At 70.3% G+C, this 16,823-nt stretch carries 16 protein-coding genes; 12 read left to right on the top strand and 4 right to left on the bottom strand.

The window, feature by feature from the left end; translation table 11 throughout:
• Positions 1 to 195 precede the first annotated feature (195 nt).
• On the bottom strand, positions 196 to 867 hold the full coding sequence (locus ACZ46W_RS25680; protein ID WP_064069109.1) for a response regulator: 672 nt from the start codon (positions 865 to 867) through the stop codon (positions 196 to 198).
• Positions 868 to 936: 69 nt separating this feature from the next.
• On the bottom strand, positions 937 to 1,845 hold the full coding sequence (locus ACZ46W_RS25675; RefSeq protein WP_468341803.1) for a RecB family exonuclease: 909 nt from the start codon (positions 1,843 to 1,845) through the stop codon (positions 937 to 939).
• 107 nt (positions 1,846 to 1,952) lie between these two features.
• On the opposite strand from ACZ46W_RS25675, the gene ACZ46W_RS25670 reads away from it, so the two are divergent.
• The 3 genes from ACZ46W_RS25670 (at position 1,953) to ACZ46W_RS25660 (ending at position 4,910) form a co-directional block, all read left to right on the top strand.
• Entirely contained in the window at positions 1,953 to 3,197 is a 1,245-nt protein-coding gene (locus tag ACZ46W_RS25670) for a site-2 protease family protein (protein WP_468341800.1), read from the top strand.
• A gap of 18 nt (positions 3,198 to 3,215) precedes the next feature.
• Positions 3,216 to 4,103, top strand: a complete 888-nt coding sequence (locus tag ACZ46W_RS25665; RefSeq protein ID WP_189553424.1) for a tRNA (adenine-N1)-methyltransferase — start codon at positions 3,216 to 3,218, stop codon at positions 4,101 to 4,103.
• 231 nt (positions 4,104 to 4,334) lie between these two features.
• Positions 4,335 to 4,910, top strand: coding sequence for a hypothetical protein (locus ACZ46W_RS25660; RefSeq protein ID WP_468341796.1), 576 nt, complete (start codon positions 4,335 to 4,337; stop codon positions 4,908 to 4,910).
• A 4-nt stretch (positions 4,911 to 4,914) separates the two neighbouring features.
• Here ACZ46W_RS25660 and ACZ46W_RS25655 read toward each other — a convergent pair whose 3' ends face one another.
• Complete coding sequence (locus ACZ46W_RS25655; protein ID WP_366130598.1) at positions 4,915 to 5,226, bottom strand: ferredoxin; 312 nt, start codon at positions 5,224 to 5,226, stop codon at positions 4,915 to 4,917.
• 232 nt (positions 5,227 to 5,458) lie between these two features.
• On the opposite strand from ACZ46W_RS25655, the gene arc reads away from it, so the two are divergent.
• From arc to prcA, 5 genes are all read left to right on the top strand, one after another.
• Positions 5,459 to 7,225 (top strand): proteasome ATPase, encoded by a 1,767-nt coding sequence (gene arc / locus ACZ46W_RS25650; RefSeq protein ID WP_366130599.1) that lies wholly within the window; start codon positions 5,459 to 5,461, stop codon positions 7,223 to 7,225.
• A gap of 270 nt (positions 7,226 to 7,495) precedes the next feature.
• A complete protein-coding gene (gene dop, locus ACZ46W_RS25645) occupies positions 7,496 to 9,007 on the top strand; it encodes a depupylase/deamidase Dop (protein WP_468341793.1) in 1,512 nt (503 codons plus the stop codon).
• Positions 9,008 to 9,174: 167 nt separating this feature from the next.
• Positions 9,175 to 9,393, top strand: a complete 219-nt coding sequence (locus ACZ46W_RS25640) for a ubiquitin-like protein Pup (RefSeq protein WP_016325855.1) — start codon at positions 9,175 to 9,177, stop codon at positions 9,391 to 9,393.
• Positions 9,394 to 9,542: 149 nt separating this feature from the next.
• Positions 9,543 to 10,388 carry a proteasome subunit beta gene (gene prcB, locus ACZ46W_RS25635; protein ID WP_468341789.1) on the top strand — a complete coding sequence of 282 codons (846 nt, stop codon included), beginning with the start codon at positions 9,543 to 9,545 and terminating at the stop codon, positions 10,386 to 10,388.
• Positions 10,389 to 10,422: 34 nt separating this feature from the next.
• A complete protein-coding gene (gene prcA, locus ACZ46W_RS25630) occupies positions 10,423 to 11,193 on the top strand; it encodes a proteasome subunit alpha (RefSeq protein ID WP_468341786.1) in 771 nt (256 codons plus the stop codon).
• A gap of 122 nt (positions 11,194 to 11,315) precedes the next feature.
• Here prcA and ACZ46W_RS25625 read toward each other — a convergent pair whose 3' ends face one another.
• Positions 11,316 to 12,419 (bottom strand): LacI family DNA-binding transcriptional regulator, encoded by a 1,104-nt coding sequence (locus tag ACZ46W_RS25625; RefSeq protein ID WP_468341783.1) that lies wholly within the window; start codon positions 12,417 to 12,419, stop codon positions 11,316 to 11,318.
• 65 nt (positions 12,420 to 12,484) lie between these two features.
• Between ACZ46W_RS25625 and ACZ46W_RS25620 the strand changes: the two genes are divergently transcribed.
• From ACZ46W_RS25620 to ACZ46W_RS25605, 4 genes are all read left to right on the top strand, one after another.
• Entirely contained in the window at positions 12,485 to 13,765 is a 1,281-nt protein-coding gene (locus ACZ46W_RS25620) for an MFS transporter (RefSeq protein ID WP_468341780.1), read from the top strand.
• 9 nt (positions 13,766 to 13,774) lie between these two features.
• Positions 13,775 to 15,136, top strand: a complete 1,362-nt coding sequence (pafA, locus tag ACZ46W_RS25615; RefSeq protein WP_073758312.1) for a Pup--protein ligase — start codon at positions 13,775 to 13,777, stop codon at positions 15,134 to 15,136.
• 190 nt (positions 15,137 to 15,326) lie between these two features.
• Positions 15,327 to 16,307, top strand: coding sequence for an FKBP-type peptidyl-prolyl cis-trans isomerase (locus ACZ46W_RS25610; protein WP_468341777.1), 981 nt, complete (start codon positions 15,327 to 15,329; stop codon positions 16,305 to 16,307).
• Between the two features lie 45 nt (positions 16,308 to 16,352).
• Positions 16,353 to 16,727 carry an FKBP-type peptidyl-prolyl cis-trans isomerase gene (locus tag ACZ46W_RS25605; protein WP_468341774.1) on the top strand — a complete coding sequence of 125 codons (375 nt, stop codon included), beginning with the start codon at positions 16,353 to 16,355 and terminating at the stop codon, positions 16,725 to 16,727.
• Positions 16,728 to 16,823: the final 96 nt, after the last annotated feature.

Here is a 16,823-nt window from a genome sequence, read left to right as displayed (position 1 = left end):
CCTACTCGGTCTGCGCACCCGCCCTCCCCCCCTCTTCCTCTTCCCGCGAAAACAGCATGTCCCCCCCCCCCCCCCCCCCTACCTCCCCCCCCCCCCCCCCCCCCCCCCCCCCCCGCTTCTCGGTACCGGGCTTCTCGGTACGGCTGGCCGGTCACCGCGCGCCGGTCACCGGCGCGCCCGTCACCGGCTGGCCGGTCACTGCGCGCCGGGGCGCACCAGGCCGCTCTCGTAGGCGTACACGGCGGCCTGGACCCGGTCGCGCAGGCCCAGCTTGGTGAGCACATGACCCACATGGGTCTTCACGGTCGTCTCGCTGACGAACAGGTCCGCGGCGATCTCCGCGTTCGACAACCCCCGCGCCACCAGCTTCAGCACCTCGACCTCACGGTCCGTCAGCGTGTTCAGCGCGTCCGGCACGGGCTCCTCGCCCGACGGCAGGTGGTCCGCGTACTTGTCGAGCAGCCGGCGCGTGATGCTCGGCGCCAGCATCGCCTCACCCGCCGCGACCACCCGGATCGCCTGCACCAGTTCATTGGCCGGCGCGTCCTTCAGCAGGAACCCACTGGCCCCGGCGCGCAGCGCCTCCACCACGTACTCGTCCAGGTCGAACGTCGTCAGCACCAGCACCTTCGCCGGCCCGTCCCGCCCCGGCCCGGTGATCTGCCGGGTCGCCTCCACACCGTCCATGCGGGGCATCCGAATGTCCATCAGCACCACATCGGGCTGGAGCGCCCGCACCTGGTCGAGAGCCTGAAGGCCGTCGCCGGCCTCACCGACGACCGCGATGTCCTGCTCCGCCTCCAGAATCATCCGGAAGCCGGTGCGCAGCAGCGGCTGGTCGTCGACCAGTAGGACGCGGATGGCCACAGGTACTCCTTCACGGCTGAGCTGACCGTGCCCATTCTGCCCTGACCGCCCCGCTCGGGCTCCGCCGCCTCACTCCGGCCGTGGCGCCGGGACGATCGGGAGCGGATAGACCGGGGGAGTGCCACCGAACTCCGGGCACACCGACTGGTGGTCGCACCACCCGCACAGCTTCGTCGGACGGGGCCGCCAGTCACCCGTGGCGGTGGCATGGGCGATGGCGTCCCACAGCGCCTGGAGCTTGCGCTCCACCCGCAGCAGGTCCGCCTCCACCGGGTCGTACGTCAGCACGTCACCGCTGCCCAGGTACACGAGCTGCAACCGGCGCGGCACCACGCCCTTCAGCCGCCACACCACCAGGGCGTAGAACTTCATCTGGAACAGCGCGCCCTCGCTGTACTCCGGGCGGGGCGCCTTGCCCGTCTTGTAGTCGACGATCCGCACCTCGCCCGTCGGCGCCACGTCGACCCGGTCGATCACGCCCCGCAGCCGCAGCCCCGACTCCAGCTCGGTCTCCACGAACAGCTCCCGCTCCGCCGGCTCCAGCCGCGTCGGGTCCTCCAGCGTGAACCACCGCTCGACGAGCTGCTCCGCCTCGGACAGCCAGCGCGCCAGTAGCTCCCCGTCCGCGTCCCCCTCGAACAGCTCCCCGAGCTCCGGCCTCGACTCCAGCAGCCGGGTCCACTGCCCCGGCACCATCGCCTTCGCCCGCGGCGCGGTCCGCTCCACCGCCGGATCGTCGAAGAGCCGCTCCAGCACGGCGTGCACCAGCGTCCCGCGGGTCGCCGCCACGCTCGGCTTCTCCGGCAGTTGGTCGATCACCCGGAACCGGTACAGCAGCGGGCACTGCATGAAGTCGCTCGCCCGCGACGGCGAGAGCGACGCCGGCGGCTTGGCATCCGGGGAGGCGGACGCGCCGGGGGAGGCGGACGTGCCGGGGGAGCTGGACGGGCTCGGGGAGCTGGACGGGCTCGTGGTCATGGCACAGAACCCTACGGCCCGCCACTGACAACGATCGGCATACCATCGACGCCAGACCCTCCCACACTGCATGATCGTCGTGTGACGCTTCACACCGAAGGGAACCTGTGAACAAGGACGACGAGAGCGGCGAGCACACCCGCCCGCGGTCCGACCCGGCCGGAGCCGCTCCCGACAGCGGAAAACCGCAGCGGCCACGGGAAGGCGGCGGCATCCTGATGGGCCGCCTCTTCGGCGTGCCCGTGTACGTCGCCCCGAGCTGGTTCCTGGTCGCCGCCCTCATCACCTGGGTCTTCGGCGACCAGATCGAGCGGATCCTGCCCGAGCTCGGCAGCGCCCGCTACCTGGTCTCCCTCTTCTTCGCGGTCGCCTTCTACGCCTCCGTACTGGTGCACGAACTGGCCCACACCATCGCGGCGCTCCGCTTCAAACTGCCGGTGCGCCGCATCCAGCTCCAGTTCTTCGGCGGCGTCTCCGAGATCGAGAAGGAGTGCGAGACCCCCGGCCGGGAGTTCGTCCTCGCCTTCGTCGGCCCGCTCCTCTCGCTCGCCCTCGCCGGTGGGTTCTACGCGGCGATGTACGCCGTCGAGCCCGGCACCGTGCCCGGGGTCCTGCTCGCCGGCCTGATGATCTCCAACCTCATCGTCGCGGCCTTCAACCTCCTGCCCGGCCTGCCGCTCGACGGCGGCCGCATGCTCCGCGCCGTCGTGTGGAAGATCACCGGCAAGCCCATGAGCGGCACCGTCGCCGCCGCCTGGGTCGGCCGCGCCCTCGCCGTCACCGTCCTCATCGGCCTGCCGCTGCTCACCCACACCGGTGCCCTCGGCAGCGCCTCCCACGAGATCAGCGGCCTGGAGACCGTGATGGACGCGCTCCTCGCCGCCATCCTCGCCGCGATCATCTGGACCGGGGCCGGCAACAGCCTCCGCATGGCCCGGCTGCGCGAGCACCTCCCCGAACTGCGCGCCCGTACCCTCACCCGGCGGGCCGTCCCCGTCGAGTCCGACACCCCCCTGTCCGAGGCCCTCCGCCGCGCCAACGAAGCCGGGGCCCGCGCCCTCGTCGTCGTCGACGGCCACGGCGAGCCCAAGGCCCTGGTCCGCGAGACGGCCATCGTCGGCGTGCCCCAGCACCGCCGCCCCTGGGTCGCGGTCAGCGGCCTCGCCCAGGAGCTCACCGAGGGCATGCGGGTCCCCGCCGACCTCGCCGGCGAGGCGCTCCTGGACCGGCTCCGCGCGAACCCGGCCACCGAGTACCTGGTGGTCGAGGAGTCCGGCGAGATCTACGGCGTGCTGTCCACCGCGGACGTCGAGCGGGCCTTCGTCCAGGCGATGGCACGGCCGGGTTCCTGAAGCCCATACACTGGTCACATGTCCGAACCGACCGGTGCCGCCCGCCGTCGCGGGCCCTTCGAGGTCGGGGACCAGGTCCAGCTCACCGACCCCAAGGGACGCCACTACACGTTCACGCTCGAGGCCGGGAAGAATTTCCACACCCACAAGGGTTCCTTCCCGCACGACGAGCTGATCGGTGCTCCCGAGGGCAGTGTTGTCCGTACCACGGGAAACGTCGCCTACCTCGCGCTGCGCCCCCTGCTCCCCGACTACGTCCTGTCCATGCCCCGCGGCGCCGCCGTGGTCTACCCCAAGGACGCGGGGCAGATCCTGGCCTTCGCCGACATCTTCCCCGGCGCACGCGTCGTCGAGGCCGGTGTGGGCTCCGGCTCGCTCAGCAGCTTCCTGCTGCGCGCCATCGGCGACAGCGGCATGCTGCACTCCTACGAGCGCCGTGAGGACTTCGCCGAGATCGCCAAGGGCAACGTGGAGCGCTACTTCGGCGGCCCGCACCCCGCCTGGCAGCTCACCGTCGGCGACCTCCAGGACAACCTGTCGGACACCGACGTCGACCGCGTGATCCTGGACATGCTCGCCCCCTGGGAGTGCCTGGAGGCCGTCTCCAAGGCGCTCGTCCCGGGCGGCATCCTCTGCTGCTACGTGGCGACCACCACCCAGCTCGCCCGCACCGTGGAGTCCATCCGCGAGATCGGCTGCTACGCCGAGCCGCAGCCCTGGGAGTCGATGATCCGCAACTGGCACGTCGAGGGCCTGGCCGTCCGTCCCGACCACCGGATGATCGGACACACCGGTTTCCTGGTCACCGCCCGCCGCCTCGCGGACGGAGTGGAGCCCCCGATGCGCCGCCGCCGTCCCGCCAAGGGCGCGTACGGCGAGGACTACGAAGGCCCCAACAAGGGCTGATACCCGGGCAGACGCCCCATGGGGCTGACGCCCCGACAACGCACCGGCGCCGCCGTCGAGTTCCCGCCACCCAGCGGGGAACTCGGCGGCGGCGCCTTCACGTTCGGCGTCCGTGGAGCGGGCCCGGCCCGCTCGGAGGAAACACGGCCCGACCCCCCTGTTCCGCGGCCGGTGTGACGTATGGCACGATGCTGGGCACCCCCACCGCACAGCCCACAGGAGACACCCCGCGTGCAGCCCTCCGCCCTCCCGGACCTCGCGCACACCCACGCCCGGCCGATCCACTGGCTGGCCACGGCAGCGGCGATGGCCGCGGTGGTCGCCGGCGCCGGAGTGCTCCAGCCCGAAGCCGCCACCGCCTCCCAGGCGGGCGGCATCCGGACCGCGGCCGCTCCCGCCGCCGGCCCCGCTCCCGACCCGGCCGCGGTGACCTATCCGCTCGAATGCGCCGGCGCACCCAGCGTGGTGTCGAAGCGGGCGACGGGCGACATCGACGGCGACGGCCGGCCGGAGACGGTCGTGGCGGCGCACTGCCGCGCGGGTTCCGGGACGCCGCCGAGCGGCCTGTACGTCCTCGCCCGGGGCGCCGGGGCCGGGGCCCGCGTGGTGGCCACGCTGGTGGAGCCCGCCGAGCGGCGCAGTGTCGGTGGGATCTCCGTGCGTGACGGGGTCGTCACCGCGACCCTGTTCGGCTACTCCTCACCGGACGTGCCGAGCTGCTGTCCCGATCAGCGGGAGACGGTCAAGTGGCGGTGGGAGGGCGACAAGTTCGTCCGCTCCGCCCCCGCCGAAGCCCTGGGTGCGTGAGCGGTCACTCCGCGTCAGGGCCGTAGAGCTCCACCTTGTCCGAAACGCGCCGCACATGGATGCAGTCGCCCGGACACTCCTTCGCGGAGTCGACCACGTCCTGAAGCAGCGGCAGCGGAACGGGCGTGGTGGCGCCCGGGTCCTGGAGCAGCTCGTCCTCGGCGCTCTTCACGTACGCCAGGCCGTCGATGTCCAGCTCGAAGACCTCGGGGGCGTACTGGGCGCAGATCCCGTCGCCGGTGCAGAGGTCCTGGTCGATCCAGACCTCCAGGGCCTCGCCGGCGCCCGTGGTCGGAGCCTCGTGCTGCACGGTCATATTCCTGCCTCTGGTGTGGTAAGTCGGGCCAACCCTGACGGGTGTTGACCACTCCGACGATACAACCGCCCGCTTTCAGATGTTGATGGGTGGGTATCCCCCTGGTGCGAGGGAGAGCGCAAGGGTGAAGATCGGACACACCCCGAGAGTCTTTGTGATCTAGGGGTTTCAATCACCACCCACCCAGGTAGGGTCAGGAAGCGTCCAGCTCCCCTTGGAGGAGGTGAGGACCGTGGCAGCCCACGACGACGACATCAACCGCGGCATCCGGCCGGGGCGGGGGTCTGAAGACCCTGCCGGCCAGGTTGCCTATCTCGAGCAGGAAATCGCCGTCCTGCGACGTAAGCTCGCCGACTCTCCGCGTCACACGAGGATTCTCGAAGAGCGGATCGTCGAGCTGCAGACCAACCTGGCCGGCGTGTCCGCGCAGAACGAGCGACTCGCCAATACGCTCCGTGAGGCCCGCGACCAGATCGTGGCCCTCAAGGAGGAGGTCGACCGGCTCGCGCAGCCTCCGGCCGGCTTCGGTGTCTTCCTGCAGGCGAACGAGGACGGCACCTGCGACATCTTCACCGGGGGCCGCAAGCTCCGGGTGAACGTCAGCCCCAGCGTCGAGCTCGACGAGCTCCGGCGCGGCCAGGAACTGATGCTCAACGAAGCGCTCAACGTGGTCGAGGCCATGGAGTTCGAGCGTGCCGGGGACATCGTCACCCTCAAGGAGATCCTCGAGGACGGCGAGCGCGCCCTGGTGATCGGGCACACCGACGAGGAACGGGTGGTGAGGCTCGCCGAGCCGCTGCTGGACACCACCATCCGCCCCGGTGACGCCCTGCTGCTGGAGCCCAGGTCCGGTTACGTCTACGAGGTGATCCCGAAGAGCGAGGTCGAGGAGCTCGTCCTCGAGGAGGTCCCGGACGTCGACTACAGCAAGATCGGCGGTCTGGGGAACCAGATCGAGCTGATCCGCGACGCGGTCGAGCTGCCGTACCTCTACCCCGACCTCTTCAAGGAGCACGAACTGCGGCCGCCGAAGGGCATCCTGCTCTACGGTCCGCCCGGCTGCGGCAAGACGCTGATCGCGAAGGCCGTCGCCAACTCCCTTGCCAAGAAGGTCGCCGAGGTGACCGGGCAGCCCGCCGGGAAGAGCTACTTCCTGAACATCAAGGGCCCCGAGCTCCTGAACAAGTACGTCGGTGAGACCGAGCGGCACATCCGCCTGGTCTTCCAGCGCGCTCGTGAGAAGGCCGGCGAGGGCACCCCGGTGATCGTCTTCTTCGACGAGATGGAGTCCCTCTTCCGCACCCGTGGCTCCGGTGTCAGCTCGGACGTGGAGAACACCATCGTCCCGCAGCTCCTCGCCGAGATCGACGGTGTGGAGGGCCTGGAGAACGTCATCGTCATCGGCGCCTCCAACCGCGAGGACATGATCGACCCCGCCATCCTGCGGCCGGGCCGGCTCGATGTGAAGATCAAGATCGAGCGTCCGGACGCGGAGGCCGCCAAGGACATCTTCGCCAAGTACCTGACACCTTCGCTGCCGCTGCACGCGGACGACCTGGCCGAGCACAATGGGTCCAAGGAAGCCGCGGCCCAGGCGATGATCCAGTCGGTCGTGGAGCAGATGTACGCGGAATCCGAGGAGAACCGGTTCCTCGAGGTCACCTACGCCAATGGTGACAAGGAAGTCCTGTACTTCAAGGACTTCAACTCCGGCGCGATGATCCAGAACATCGTCGACCGGGCGAAGAAGATGGCCATCAAGGCCTTCCTCGACCACAACCAGAAGGGCCTCAGGGTCTCCCACCTCCTCCAGGCTTGCGTGGACGAGTTCAAGGAGAACGAGGACCTGCCCAACACCACCAACCCGGACGACTGGGCCCGGATCTCCGGAAAGAAGGGCGAGCGGATCGTCTTCATCCGCACCCTCGTCACCGGAAAGCAGGGCGCCGACACCGGCCGGTCCATCGACACGGTGGCGAATACCGGTCAGTACCTGTAGATCGCATTCCGGCTGCGGGTGCCCGGGCGTCCCCCGCCCCACGGCGGGGGAGGGCATCCGCGGCCGGTTGCTTTCACCGGCCTTTGGCCATCATTCCGACCACACCGCAGCAATGACGCAATTGATCTCCCCACCAGCGCAGAGGCGTTCTAGGCTCTTCCGTACCGCCGAGTCGCGCAGTGCGGGGACGGGCACCGCACACGCACCGGAGAAGAAGCGGTACTTGAGCGCCGTTCCCGAACGGGGGCGCCGCCGGGCAAGGAGGGCCGCATGACTGTACGGCGAGTAATGGGCATCGAGACGGAGTACGGGATCTCCGTCCCCGGCCACCCGAACGCCAATGCCATGCTCACCTCGTCCCAGATCGTCAACGCCTACGCGGCGGCGATGCACCGGGCGCGCCGCGCCCGCTGGGACTTCGAGGAGGAGAACCCGCTGCGGGACGCCCGCGGCTTCGACCTCGCCCGTGAGGCCGCCGACTCCAGCCAGCTCACGGACGAGGACATCGGCCTGGCCAATGTGATCCTCACCAATGGCGCCCGGCTCTACGTCGACCACGCCCACCCCGAGTACAGCGCTCCGGAGGTCACCAATCCGCGCGACGCCGTCCTGTGGGACAAGGCCGGCGAGCGGATCATGGCGGAGGCGGCCGAGCGGGCGGCCCAGCTCCCCGGCGCCCAGCCGATCCACCTCTACAAGAACAACACCGACAACAAGGGCGCGTCCTACGGCACGCACGAGAACTACCTGATGAAGCGGGAGACCCCCTTCTCGGACATCGTGCGCCACCTGACGCCCTTCTTCGTCTCCCGGCAGGTCGTCACCGGCGCCGGCCGCGTGGGCATCGGCCAGGACGGCCATGAGCACGGCTTCCAGATCAGTCAGCGCGCGGATTACTTCGAGGTCGAGGTCGGCCTGGAGACCACCCTCAAGCGGCCGATCATCAACACCCGCGACGAGCCGCACGCCGACGCCGAGAAGTACCGCCGACTGCACGTGATCATCGGCGACGCGAACCTCTCCGAGATCTCGACCTACCTCAAGCTCGGCACGACGGCCCTGGTGCTGTCGATGATCGAGGACGGCTTCATCACGGTCGACCTCGCCGTCGACCAGCCGGTGCGCACCCTGCACCAGGTGTCCCACGACCCCTCGCTCCAGTACCTGATCACGCTGCGCAGCGGTCGGACACTCACCGCGGTACAACTCCAGATGGAGTACTTCGAGCTGGCCCGCAAGTACGTGGAGGAGCGGTTCGGCGCCGACGCCGACGAGCAGACCAAGGACGTGCTGGCCAGGTGGGAGGACACCCTCAACCGGCTGGAGAACGACCCGATGAGCCTCGCCGGTGAGCTGGACTGGGTGGCCAAGCGGGAGCTCATGGAGGGCTACCGGCGCCGTGACGGCCTGGACTGGGACGCGGCCCGGCTGCACCTGGTGGACCTCCAGTACGCCGACGTACGCCCCGACAAGGGCCTGTACAACCGTCTGGCGGCCCGGGGGAGGATGAAGCGCCTCCTGGACGAGGAGTCGGTCGCGCGGGCGCAGGCGAAGCCCCCGGAGGACACCAGGGCCTATTTCCGGGGCCGGTGCCTGGAGCAGTACGCCGACGACGTGGCCGCGGCCTCCTGGGACTCGGTGATCTTCGACCTGCCCGGTCGTGACTCGCTCCAGAGGGTTCCCACGCTGGAGCCGTTGCGTGGTACACGTAACCATGTGAAGGAGCTCCTGGACCGCTGCCGCACGGCCGAGGACCTGGTCCGCGTCCTGTCCGGCGGCTGACCGGGCGCGTACCGGTCGGACCGAATGGGCTTCGGCCGGGGATCTCCGGGAATCATGGGGATACTCCCTGGACGTTGGAGAAAGTACAGGGCCGATGTCAGACCGTCCTTGTAGGGTCTGATCTTGAGAGACCGAACCAAGCGGGCAAACCGAGCGGGGTGAGGGATATGGCGACCAAGGACACCGGCGGCGGACAGCAGAAGGCCACGCGTTCCACCGAGGAGGTCGAGGAGCAGGCGCAGGACGCGCAGGCATCCGAGGACCTCAAGGAGCGCCAGGAGAAGCTGTCCGACGACGTCGACTCCGTACTCGACGAGATCGACGACGTCCTCGAGGAGAACGCCGAGGACTTCGTACGGTCCTTCGTGCAAAAGGGCGGACAGTAGAGCTCGTTGTCCCTCCCGGTGCCGTCGGCGAAAGCCGATGGCACCGGGACGGATGACCGGCGACGGCACGGGTAAGGTCCGTGCACAGCACGCATGATCGGCCCGACCGCCGCCGCGGCGGGCCGCCGCCTCATTTCGGAAGGAAACGCGTGGAAGCCAACCCTCGTAGCATCGGGCGTCTGCCGGCAGCCTTCCTGACGCCCGGCTCCTCCTCGTTCATGGACTTCCTGGCCGACCACTCGCCCGAGCTGCTGCCCGGCAGGCGAACCCTGCCGCCCGTGCAGGGCGCCGTCGAGGCACCGCACGGCACGACCATCGTCGCCACCACGTTCCCCGGCGGTGTGGTGCTCGCCGGTGACCGGCGCGCCACGATGGGCAACATGATCGCCCAGCGGGACATCGAGAAGGTGTTCCCGGCCGACGAGTACTCGGCCGTGGGCATCGCGGGCACCGCCGGTCTCGCCGTGGAGATGGTCAAGCTCTTCCAGCTCGAGCTGGAGCACTTCGAGAAGGTCGAGGGCGCCCAGCTCTCCCTGGAGGGCAAGGCGAACCGCCTCTCCACCATGATCCGCAGCAATCTGGGCATGGCCATGCAGGGCCTGGCCGTCGTTCCGCTCTTCGCCGGCTGGGACGTCGAGCGCGAGAAGGGCCGGATCTTCAGTTACGACGTGACGGGCGGCCGCTCCGAGGAGCACGGCTTCGCGGCCACCGGCTCCGGTTCGATCTTCGCCCGGGGCGCCATGAAGAAGCTCTACCGCGACGACCTCACGGAGCAGCAGGCCATCACCCTGGTCGTGCAGGCGCTCTACGACGCGGCCGACGACGACTCGGCGACCGGCGGCCCGGACGTGGCCCGCCGGATCTACCCGATCGTCACCGTGATCACCGACGAGGGCTTCCGGCGGCTGACCGAGGCGGAGTCCTCCGAGACCGCCCGCGCGATCCTGGAGCGCCGCCTCGAACAGCCCGACGGCCCGCGCGCCGCGCTGCTCTGATGTTTGTCCACCTGAAGAAAGGGACGGATAGCCGGTGACGACGCCGTTCTATGTCTCGCCCGCACAGGCCATGCAGGACCGGGCGGAATACGCCCGCAAGGGCATCGCCCGTGGACGCAGCCTGGTTGTGCTGCAGTACGCCGACGGCATCGTCTTCGTCGGTGAGAACCCGTCCCGTGCGCTGCACAAGTTCAGCGAGATCTACGACCGGATCGGTTTCGCCGCGGCCGGTAAGTACAACGAGTACGAGAACCTGCGGATCGGCGGCGTGCGCTACGCGGACCTGCGTGGCTACACCTACGACCGTGACGACGTGACGGCCCGTGGGCTCGCCAACGTCTACGCCCAGACCCTGGGCACCATCTTCTCCAGCGCGGGCGAGAAGCCGTACGAGGTGGAGCTGGTCGTCGCAGAGGTGGGGACCTCCCCCGAGGGCGACCAGATCTACCGGCTGCCGCACGACGGCTCGATCGTGGACGAGCACGGCTCGGTCGCGGTCGGCGGCAACGCCGAGCAGATCAGCAGCTTCCTCGACCAGCGGCACCGCGACGGGATGTCGCTCGCCGAGGCGCTGAAGCTCGCCGTGCAGGCGCTATCCCGGGACACCAACGGCAGCGAGCGGGAGATCCCCGCGGAGCGGCTCGAGGTGGCGATCCTGGACCGCACCCGCCCGCAGCAGCGCAAGTTCAAGCGGATCGTCGGCCGCCAGTTGTCCCGCCTGCTGGAGGCGGACGCCTCGGCCTCCACCCCGACGAACGCCCCCTCGGACGAGGAACCGGAGGAGTCGGCCCCGTCGGAGGACTGATCCCTCGCCCTTCCCGCCATCCGGTGCCCCGGCCCGCCCCCGCGCGGCCCGGGGCACCGGCGCGCGGGGGCGCGGGGCGCGGGGGCGCGGGCAAGGGCGTCGGGGCTACGAGCGCCGGCCCGTCAGGGAGCCGGGGGCGGGCCGGAGGAGCCGCGGGGCATCAGGGTGACCGGGAGGTCGCCGCGCTCCGGGTCGCGGCCGGCGAGGACGTCCAGCAGGGCCGTCATCCCGCGCTCGCCGATCCGTTCCGCGGGCAGCCGCACCGTGGTCAGCTCCGGTTCCACCGCCGTGGCGAGCGCCAGGTCGTCGAACCCGGTGACCGACACGTCCTCCGGCACCCGCAGCCCCAGCCGCCGTACCGCCTTGCAGGCGCCCGCCGCCACGATGTCGTCGTCGCAGACCAGGGCCGTCGGGCGCGGTCCCGGCGCGGTCAGCGCGCGCTCGGCGGCCCCCCGGGCGCCGTCCACCTCCAGCGGCGCCGGAACGGTCCGTACGGAGACCCCCGGTACGCCGCCCAGGCACGCGGCCAGGGCCCGGTCGCGTACGTCGAAGGTCCAGGACGGCACCGCTGACGACAGGTGCACGAAGCGGCGGTGACCCAGGGCCAGCAGATGGTCCGTCACCTGCCGCACGCCGTCGGCGATGTCGAGGTTCACGTGCGCGGCGGCACCCGGGTCGGCCGGGTCGCTGTCCAGCATCACCAGCGGCAGGTCCGTGCCGCGGATCGCCCGCAGCGCCTCGGCGGCCATCGACGAGGCGATCACCCCGTCCAGCGCCGCCCGCGCCGAGGCGAACGGGTCCTTCGCCGGGCCGATGCCCTCGGGGGAGGGGTACAGGACCACACCGAAACCGTGCTCGGCGGCGACTCTGGCGGCCCCCGTGTAGACGCGGGCGAAGAACTCGTTGGTGAGGGCGGGCACCACCAGCAGCGCCGTCCTGGTACGGCCCAGGCGGAGGTGACGCGCCGCGAGGTTGGGCTGGTAGCCGAGCTCGCCGGCGGCCTCGCGCACCAGCCGCGCCGTGCGTTCCGAGACCCGCCCGCGCCACTTGTCGCCGAACACCAGCGACACGGTGGCCTGCGAGACCCCCGCGACCCGGGCGACGTCCCGGCTGGTGGGGCGCGCCTGCTGGGGCGCCGGGTCGGGAACCGCTGGGTCCGGGTGGTGCACGCACGCCTCCGCTTCGACGATCACGGCCGCGAGGGTGGACCCGCGGGATGCCGTCATGGTACGTATGACGAACGACGTTATACGTAAAACCTCGGCCGGGCGCCGAGGGAGAGGGGCAGCACATGGCCGCCGCACCGGGCGGATACGCCGACATCCTGAAGGCACCCCATGCCGCCAGGCTCCTCATAGGCACCCTCATAGGGCGCCTCCCCAACGGCACGGGCCCGATCGCGATCATGGTGTTCACCCGGGCGGAGGGCGGCAGCTACAGCCTGGCCGGCGCCCTCGCCGCCGTGTACGGCATCGGCAACGCCATCGGCCAGCCCCTCCTCGGCCGCGCCGTCGACCTGTACGGCCAGCCCCGCGTCCAGCTCCCGGCGGCCCTGGTGTCCGCCCTCGGCATGGCCCTGCTGGTCCTCGCCGGTATCGACCCCCTGCCGCTCACCTACGCGGCCGTCGCCGTCGCCGGGCTGTTCACCCCGCCCCTGGAGGGCGGCCTCCGGGCCCTGTGGCCGAGCGTCCTGGGCCGTGAGGACCGGGTCCACCGGGCGTACGCCATGGACGCGGTCGCCCAGGAGGTCATGTTCACCGTCGGCCCCTTGCTGGTCACGCTCCTCGTCTCGCTCTGGTCGCCCGCCGCCGCCCTGCTCGTCATCAACGCGATCGGGGTGCTCGGCGCCCTGTCCGTCGTCCTGTCCGAGCCGTCGCGGACCTGGCGCTCCGCGCCCCGCGAGGCCCACTGGCTCGGCGCGCTGCGCTCACCCGGGCTGCTGGCCCTGCTCGCCTCCTTCTTCTTCGTCGGCCTCGCCCTCGGCTCCATCACCGTCGCCGCCTACGCGTACGCCGAGGACCACGGCCGGGAGTCCGTCTACGGCTGGCTGATGGCCGCCCTGGGCCTGGGCGCGCTCATCGGCGGCGCGGTGTACGGGGCCCGGCACTGGGCAGGCGCCCCCGAACGCCGCCTGCGCGTGCTCGTCGGCCTGCTGGCGCTCGGTTACCTGCCGCTGATGCTCACGCCGGGTGTGGTGTCCATGACGGCTCTGGCGGCCCTGTCGGGGGTGTTCCTGGCGCCCGCCATCGCGTGCGCGTTCATCGTCGTCGACCGGCACGCCCCGCGCGGCACGGTCACCGAGGCGTTCTCCTGGCTGGTCACCACCTTCGGCGTGGGAGCCGCCGGCGGAACGGCCGTGGCGGGCCCGGTCGTCCAGCTCTCCGGCACCACGGCCGGTTTCGCCGTGGCGGGCGCCGGCGGGTTCACCGCCCTGCTCGTCCTGCTGGCCACCCGGCGCGTACTGGCAGTTCCCCGTCGTGGAGCACAACACGCCGAAGATGTCGTGGCGGCATCGGAAAATGATCGAAACGGTGCCGTCGAACCCGGTTTCAGCACACCACATCAGGCGTAATGTTCAGTCATGGACCGCCGCATTTTCGGGCTGGAGAACGAGTACGGCGTCACGTGCACGTTCAGGGGACAGCGCCGACTGTCTCCTGACGAAGTGGCGCGCTACCTCTTCCGCCGTGTCGTGTCATGGGGCCGCAGCAGCAACGTCTTCCTGCGGAACGGCGCCCGCCTCTACCTCGACGTGGGATCGCATCCGGAATACGCAACTCCCGAATGCGACAACGTGACCGAACTGGTCACCCACGACAAGGCCGGCGAGCGCATTCTCGAGGGCCTGCTCGTCGACGCCGAACGCCGCCTGCACGAGGAGGGAATCGCGGGCGACGTCTATCTCTTCAAGAACAACACAGACTCGGCGGGAAACTCCTACGGCTGTCACGAGAACTATCTCGTCGCCCGTCACGGAGAGTTCTCGCGGCTCGCGGACATCCTCATTCCGTTCCTCGTCACCAGGCAGTTGCTCTGCGGCGCCGGAAAGGTGCTGCAAACCCCGCGCGGCGCCGTCTACTGCGTCAGCCAGCGCGCCGAGCACATCTGGGAGGGCGTCAGCTCCGCGACGACCCGCTCCCGGCCCATCATCAACACCCGTGACGAACCGCACGCGGACGCCGAGCGCTACCGCCGCCTGCACGTGATCGTCGGCGACTCGAACATGTCCGAGACGACCATGCTGCTGAAGGTCGGCGCCACCGACCTCGTCCTGCGCATGATCGAGGCCGGCACGGTGATGCGCGACCTCACCCTGGAGAACCCGATCCGGGCGATCCGCGAGGTCAGCCACGACATCACCGGACAGCGCAAGGTGCGGCTCGCCAGCGGACGCGAGGCCTCCGCCCTGGAGGTCCAGCGGGAGTACTACGAGAAGGCCGCCGACTTCGTCGACCGGCGCGGCATCCGTACGGGCACGGTCGCGCAGGTCCTGGAGCTGTGGGGCCGCACGCTGGACGCCATCGAGGAGGAGGACCTCGACCGCATCGGCACAGAGATCGACTGGGTCATGAAGTACAAGCTGCTGGAGCGGTACCGGGCCAAGCACAACATGACCATGTCGCACCCGAGGGTCGCCCAGATAGACCTCGCCTACCACGACATCCACCGCCGGCGCGGGCTCTACTACCTGCTGGAGAAGAAGGGCCAGGCCGCCCGGATCTGCAACGACCTGAAGATCTTCGAGGGCAAGTCGGTGCCCCCGCAGACCACCAGGGCACGGCTGCGCGGCGACTTCATCCGCCGTGCGCAGGAGCAGCGGCGGGACTTCACCGTCGACTGGGTGCACCTCAAGCTCAACGACCAGGCGCAGCGCACCGTGCTGTGCAAGGACCCCTTCCGGTCCGTCGACGACCGGGTGGAGAAGCTCATCGCCGGAATGTGAGGCTCCGCGGGCCGGACGCCGGGTGGGAGCCGGCCGGGACACCGGGATCTGCGCTGGGAGGCGCCGTGCGTTGCTCGTACGGCGCCTCATCCACGCCGTACAGTCACGCCGTAGAGTGACCGACACCCCTCGCGAACTCGACAGCGAAGACCTATAGATCCGAGATCCCGACCAAGATACGAGGCATTCCGTGCGCCGTCGCTCCCTCCTACTCGCCGTCCCCGCCGGCCTGCTCACCCTCGCGGGCTGCGGTGACGACAAGCCCGACCAGGCCAAGACCGACAAGAGCCCGTCCACCCCCACGGAGCCGTCCGCGAAGATCGTGGAGGGCCCGCTGCCCGCCATCACCGCGGGGACGAAGTTCGGTCAGAAGCCGACCGTCGCCAAGGGCCCGGGCAAGCCGTCGTCCGACCTCGCGGTGAAGACGGTCGTCGCGGGCACGGGCCAGACGGTCGCCAAGGGCGACTTCCTCCAGTTCGACTACCTCGGGCAGGTCTGGGACTCGGCGAAGGTCTTCGACAACTCCTACGACCGTGGCGCGCCGCTGACCTCGCGGATCGGCGTCGGCCAGCTCATCCCGGGCTGGGACCAGGCGCTGCCAGGCAAGAAGGTCGGCAGCCGGGTCGAGCTGGCCATCCCGCCGGCCCTCGGCTACGGCACGCAGGGCAACCCGCAGGCCGGCATCAAGGGCACCGACACGCTGGTGTTCGTCGTCGACATCCGCGGCTCCTTCAACGGCAAGAGCTCCGCCAAGGGCAAGGAGGTCGCCCAGGACAACATCGACCTGCCCAAGGTCGGCACCAACACCGACGGCAAGGCCCCCTCCATCGACGTACCGAAGAAGCCCGCGCCCAAGGACCTGGTCGCGAAGTACGTCCTGGAGGGCGACGGCCCGGCCGTCAAGCCCACGGACAAGCTGCTGCTCCAGTACAAGGGCGTCCTGTGGGACGGCGGCAAGGAGTTCGACGCCAGCTACAAGCGGGGCGAGCTGGCCGAGTTCCCGCTCCAGAGCCTGATCAAGGGCTGGCAGCAGGGCCTGGCCGGCAAGAAGGTCGGCAGCCGCGTGATGCTCGTCGTCCCGCCCGAGCTGGGCTACGGCGCCCAGGCGTCCGGCGACATCCCCGCCAACTCGACCCTGGTCTTCTCACTCGACATCCTCGCCGTGATGTAAGACTGTCCCGGTTGATCTGTACATCTCTGAGGAGCACTGTTTTTCGTGAACATCGACAAGCCCGAGATCGACTTCCCCGAGGGCCCGGCGCCGACCGAGCTCCAGATCGAGGACATCTGGGAGGGTGACGGTCCCGAGGCCAAGGCCGGTGCCACGGTCCAGGTCCACTACGTGGGCGTGGCCTTCTCCACCGGCGAGGAGTTCGACGCGTCCTGGAACCGTGGCAAGCCGCTGGCGTTCCAGCTCGGTGCCGGCCAGGTCATCGCGGGCTGGGACCAGGGCGTGCAGGGCATGAAGGTCGGCGGCCGCCGCAAGCTGACCATCCCCGCGCACCTCGCGTACGGCGACCGCGGCGCCGGTGGCGGCCTCATCGCGCCCGGCGAGACGCTGATCTTCGTCTGCGACCTGGTCTCCGTCTGACGGTCACCCCGAGGGCCCGTGCCGCACGGCACGGGCCCTCGGCCTTGCCACGAGGCCCACGAGGCCCGCGGGGCCCGGTGCGGGGGCCGGACGTGA

Source organism: Streptomyces sp. NPDC031064, from assembly GCF_055570965.1.
This window is presented reverse-complemented; position numbering and strand designations above follow the sequence as displayed.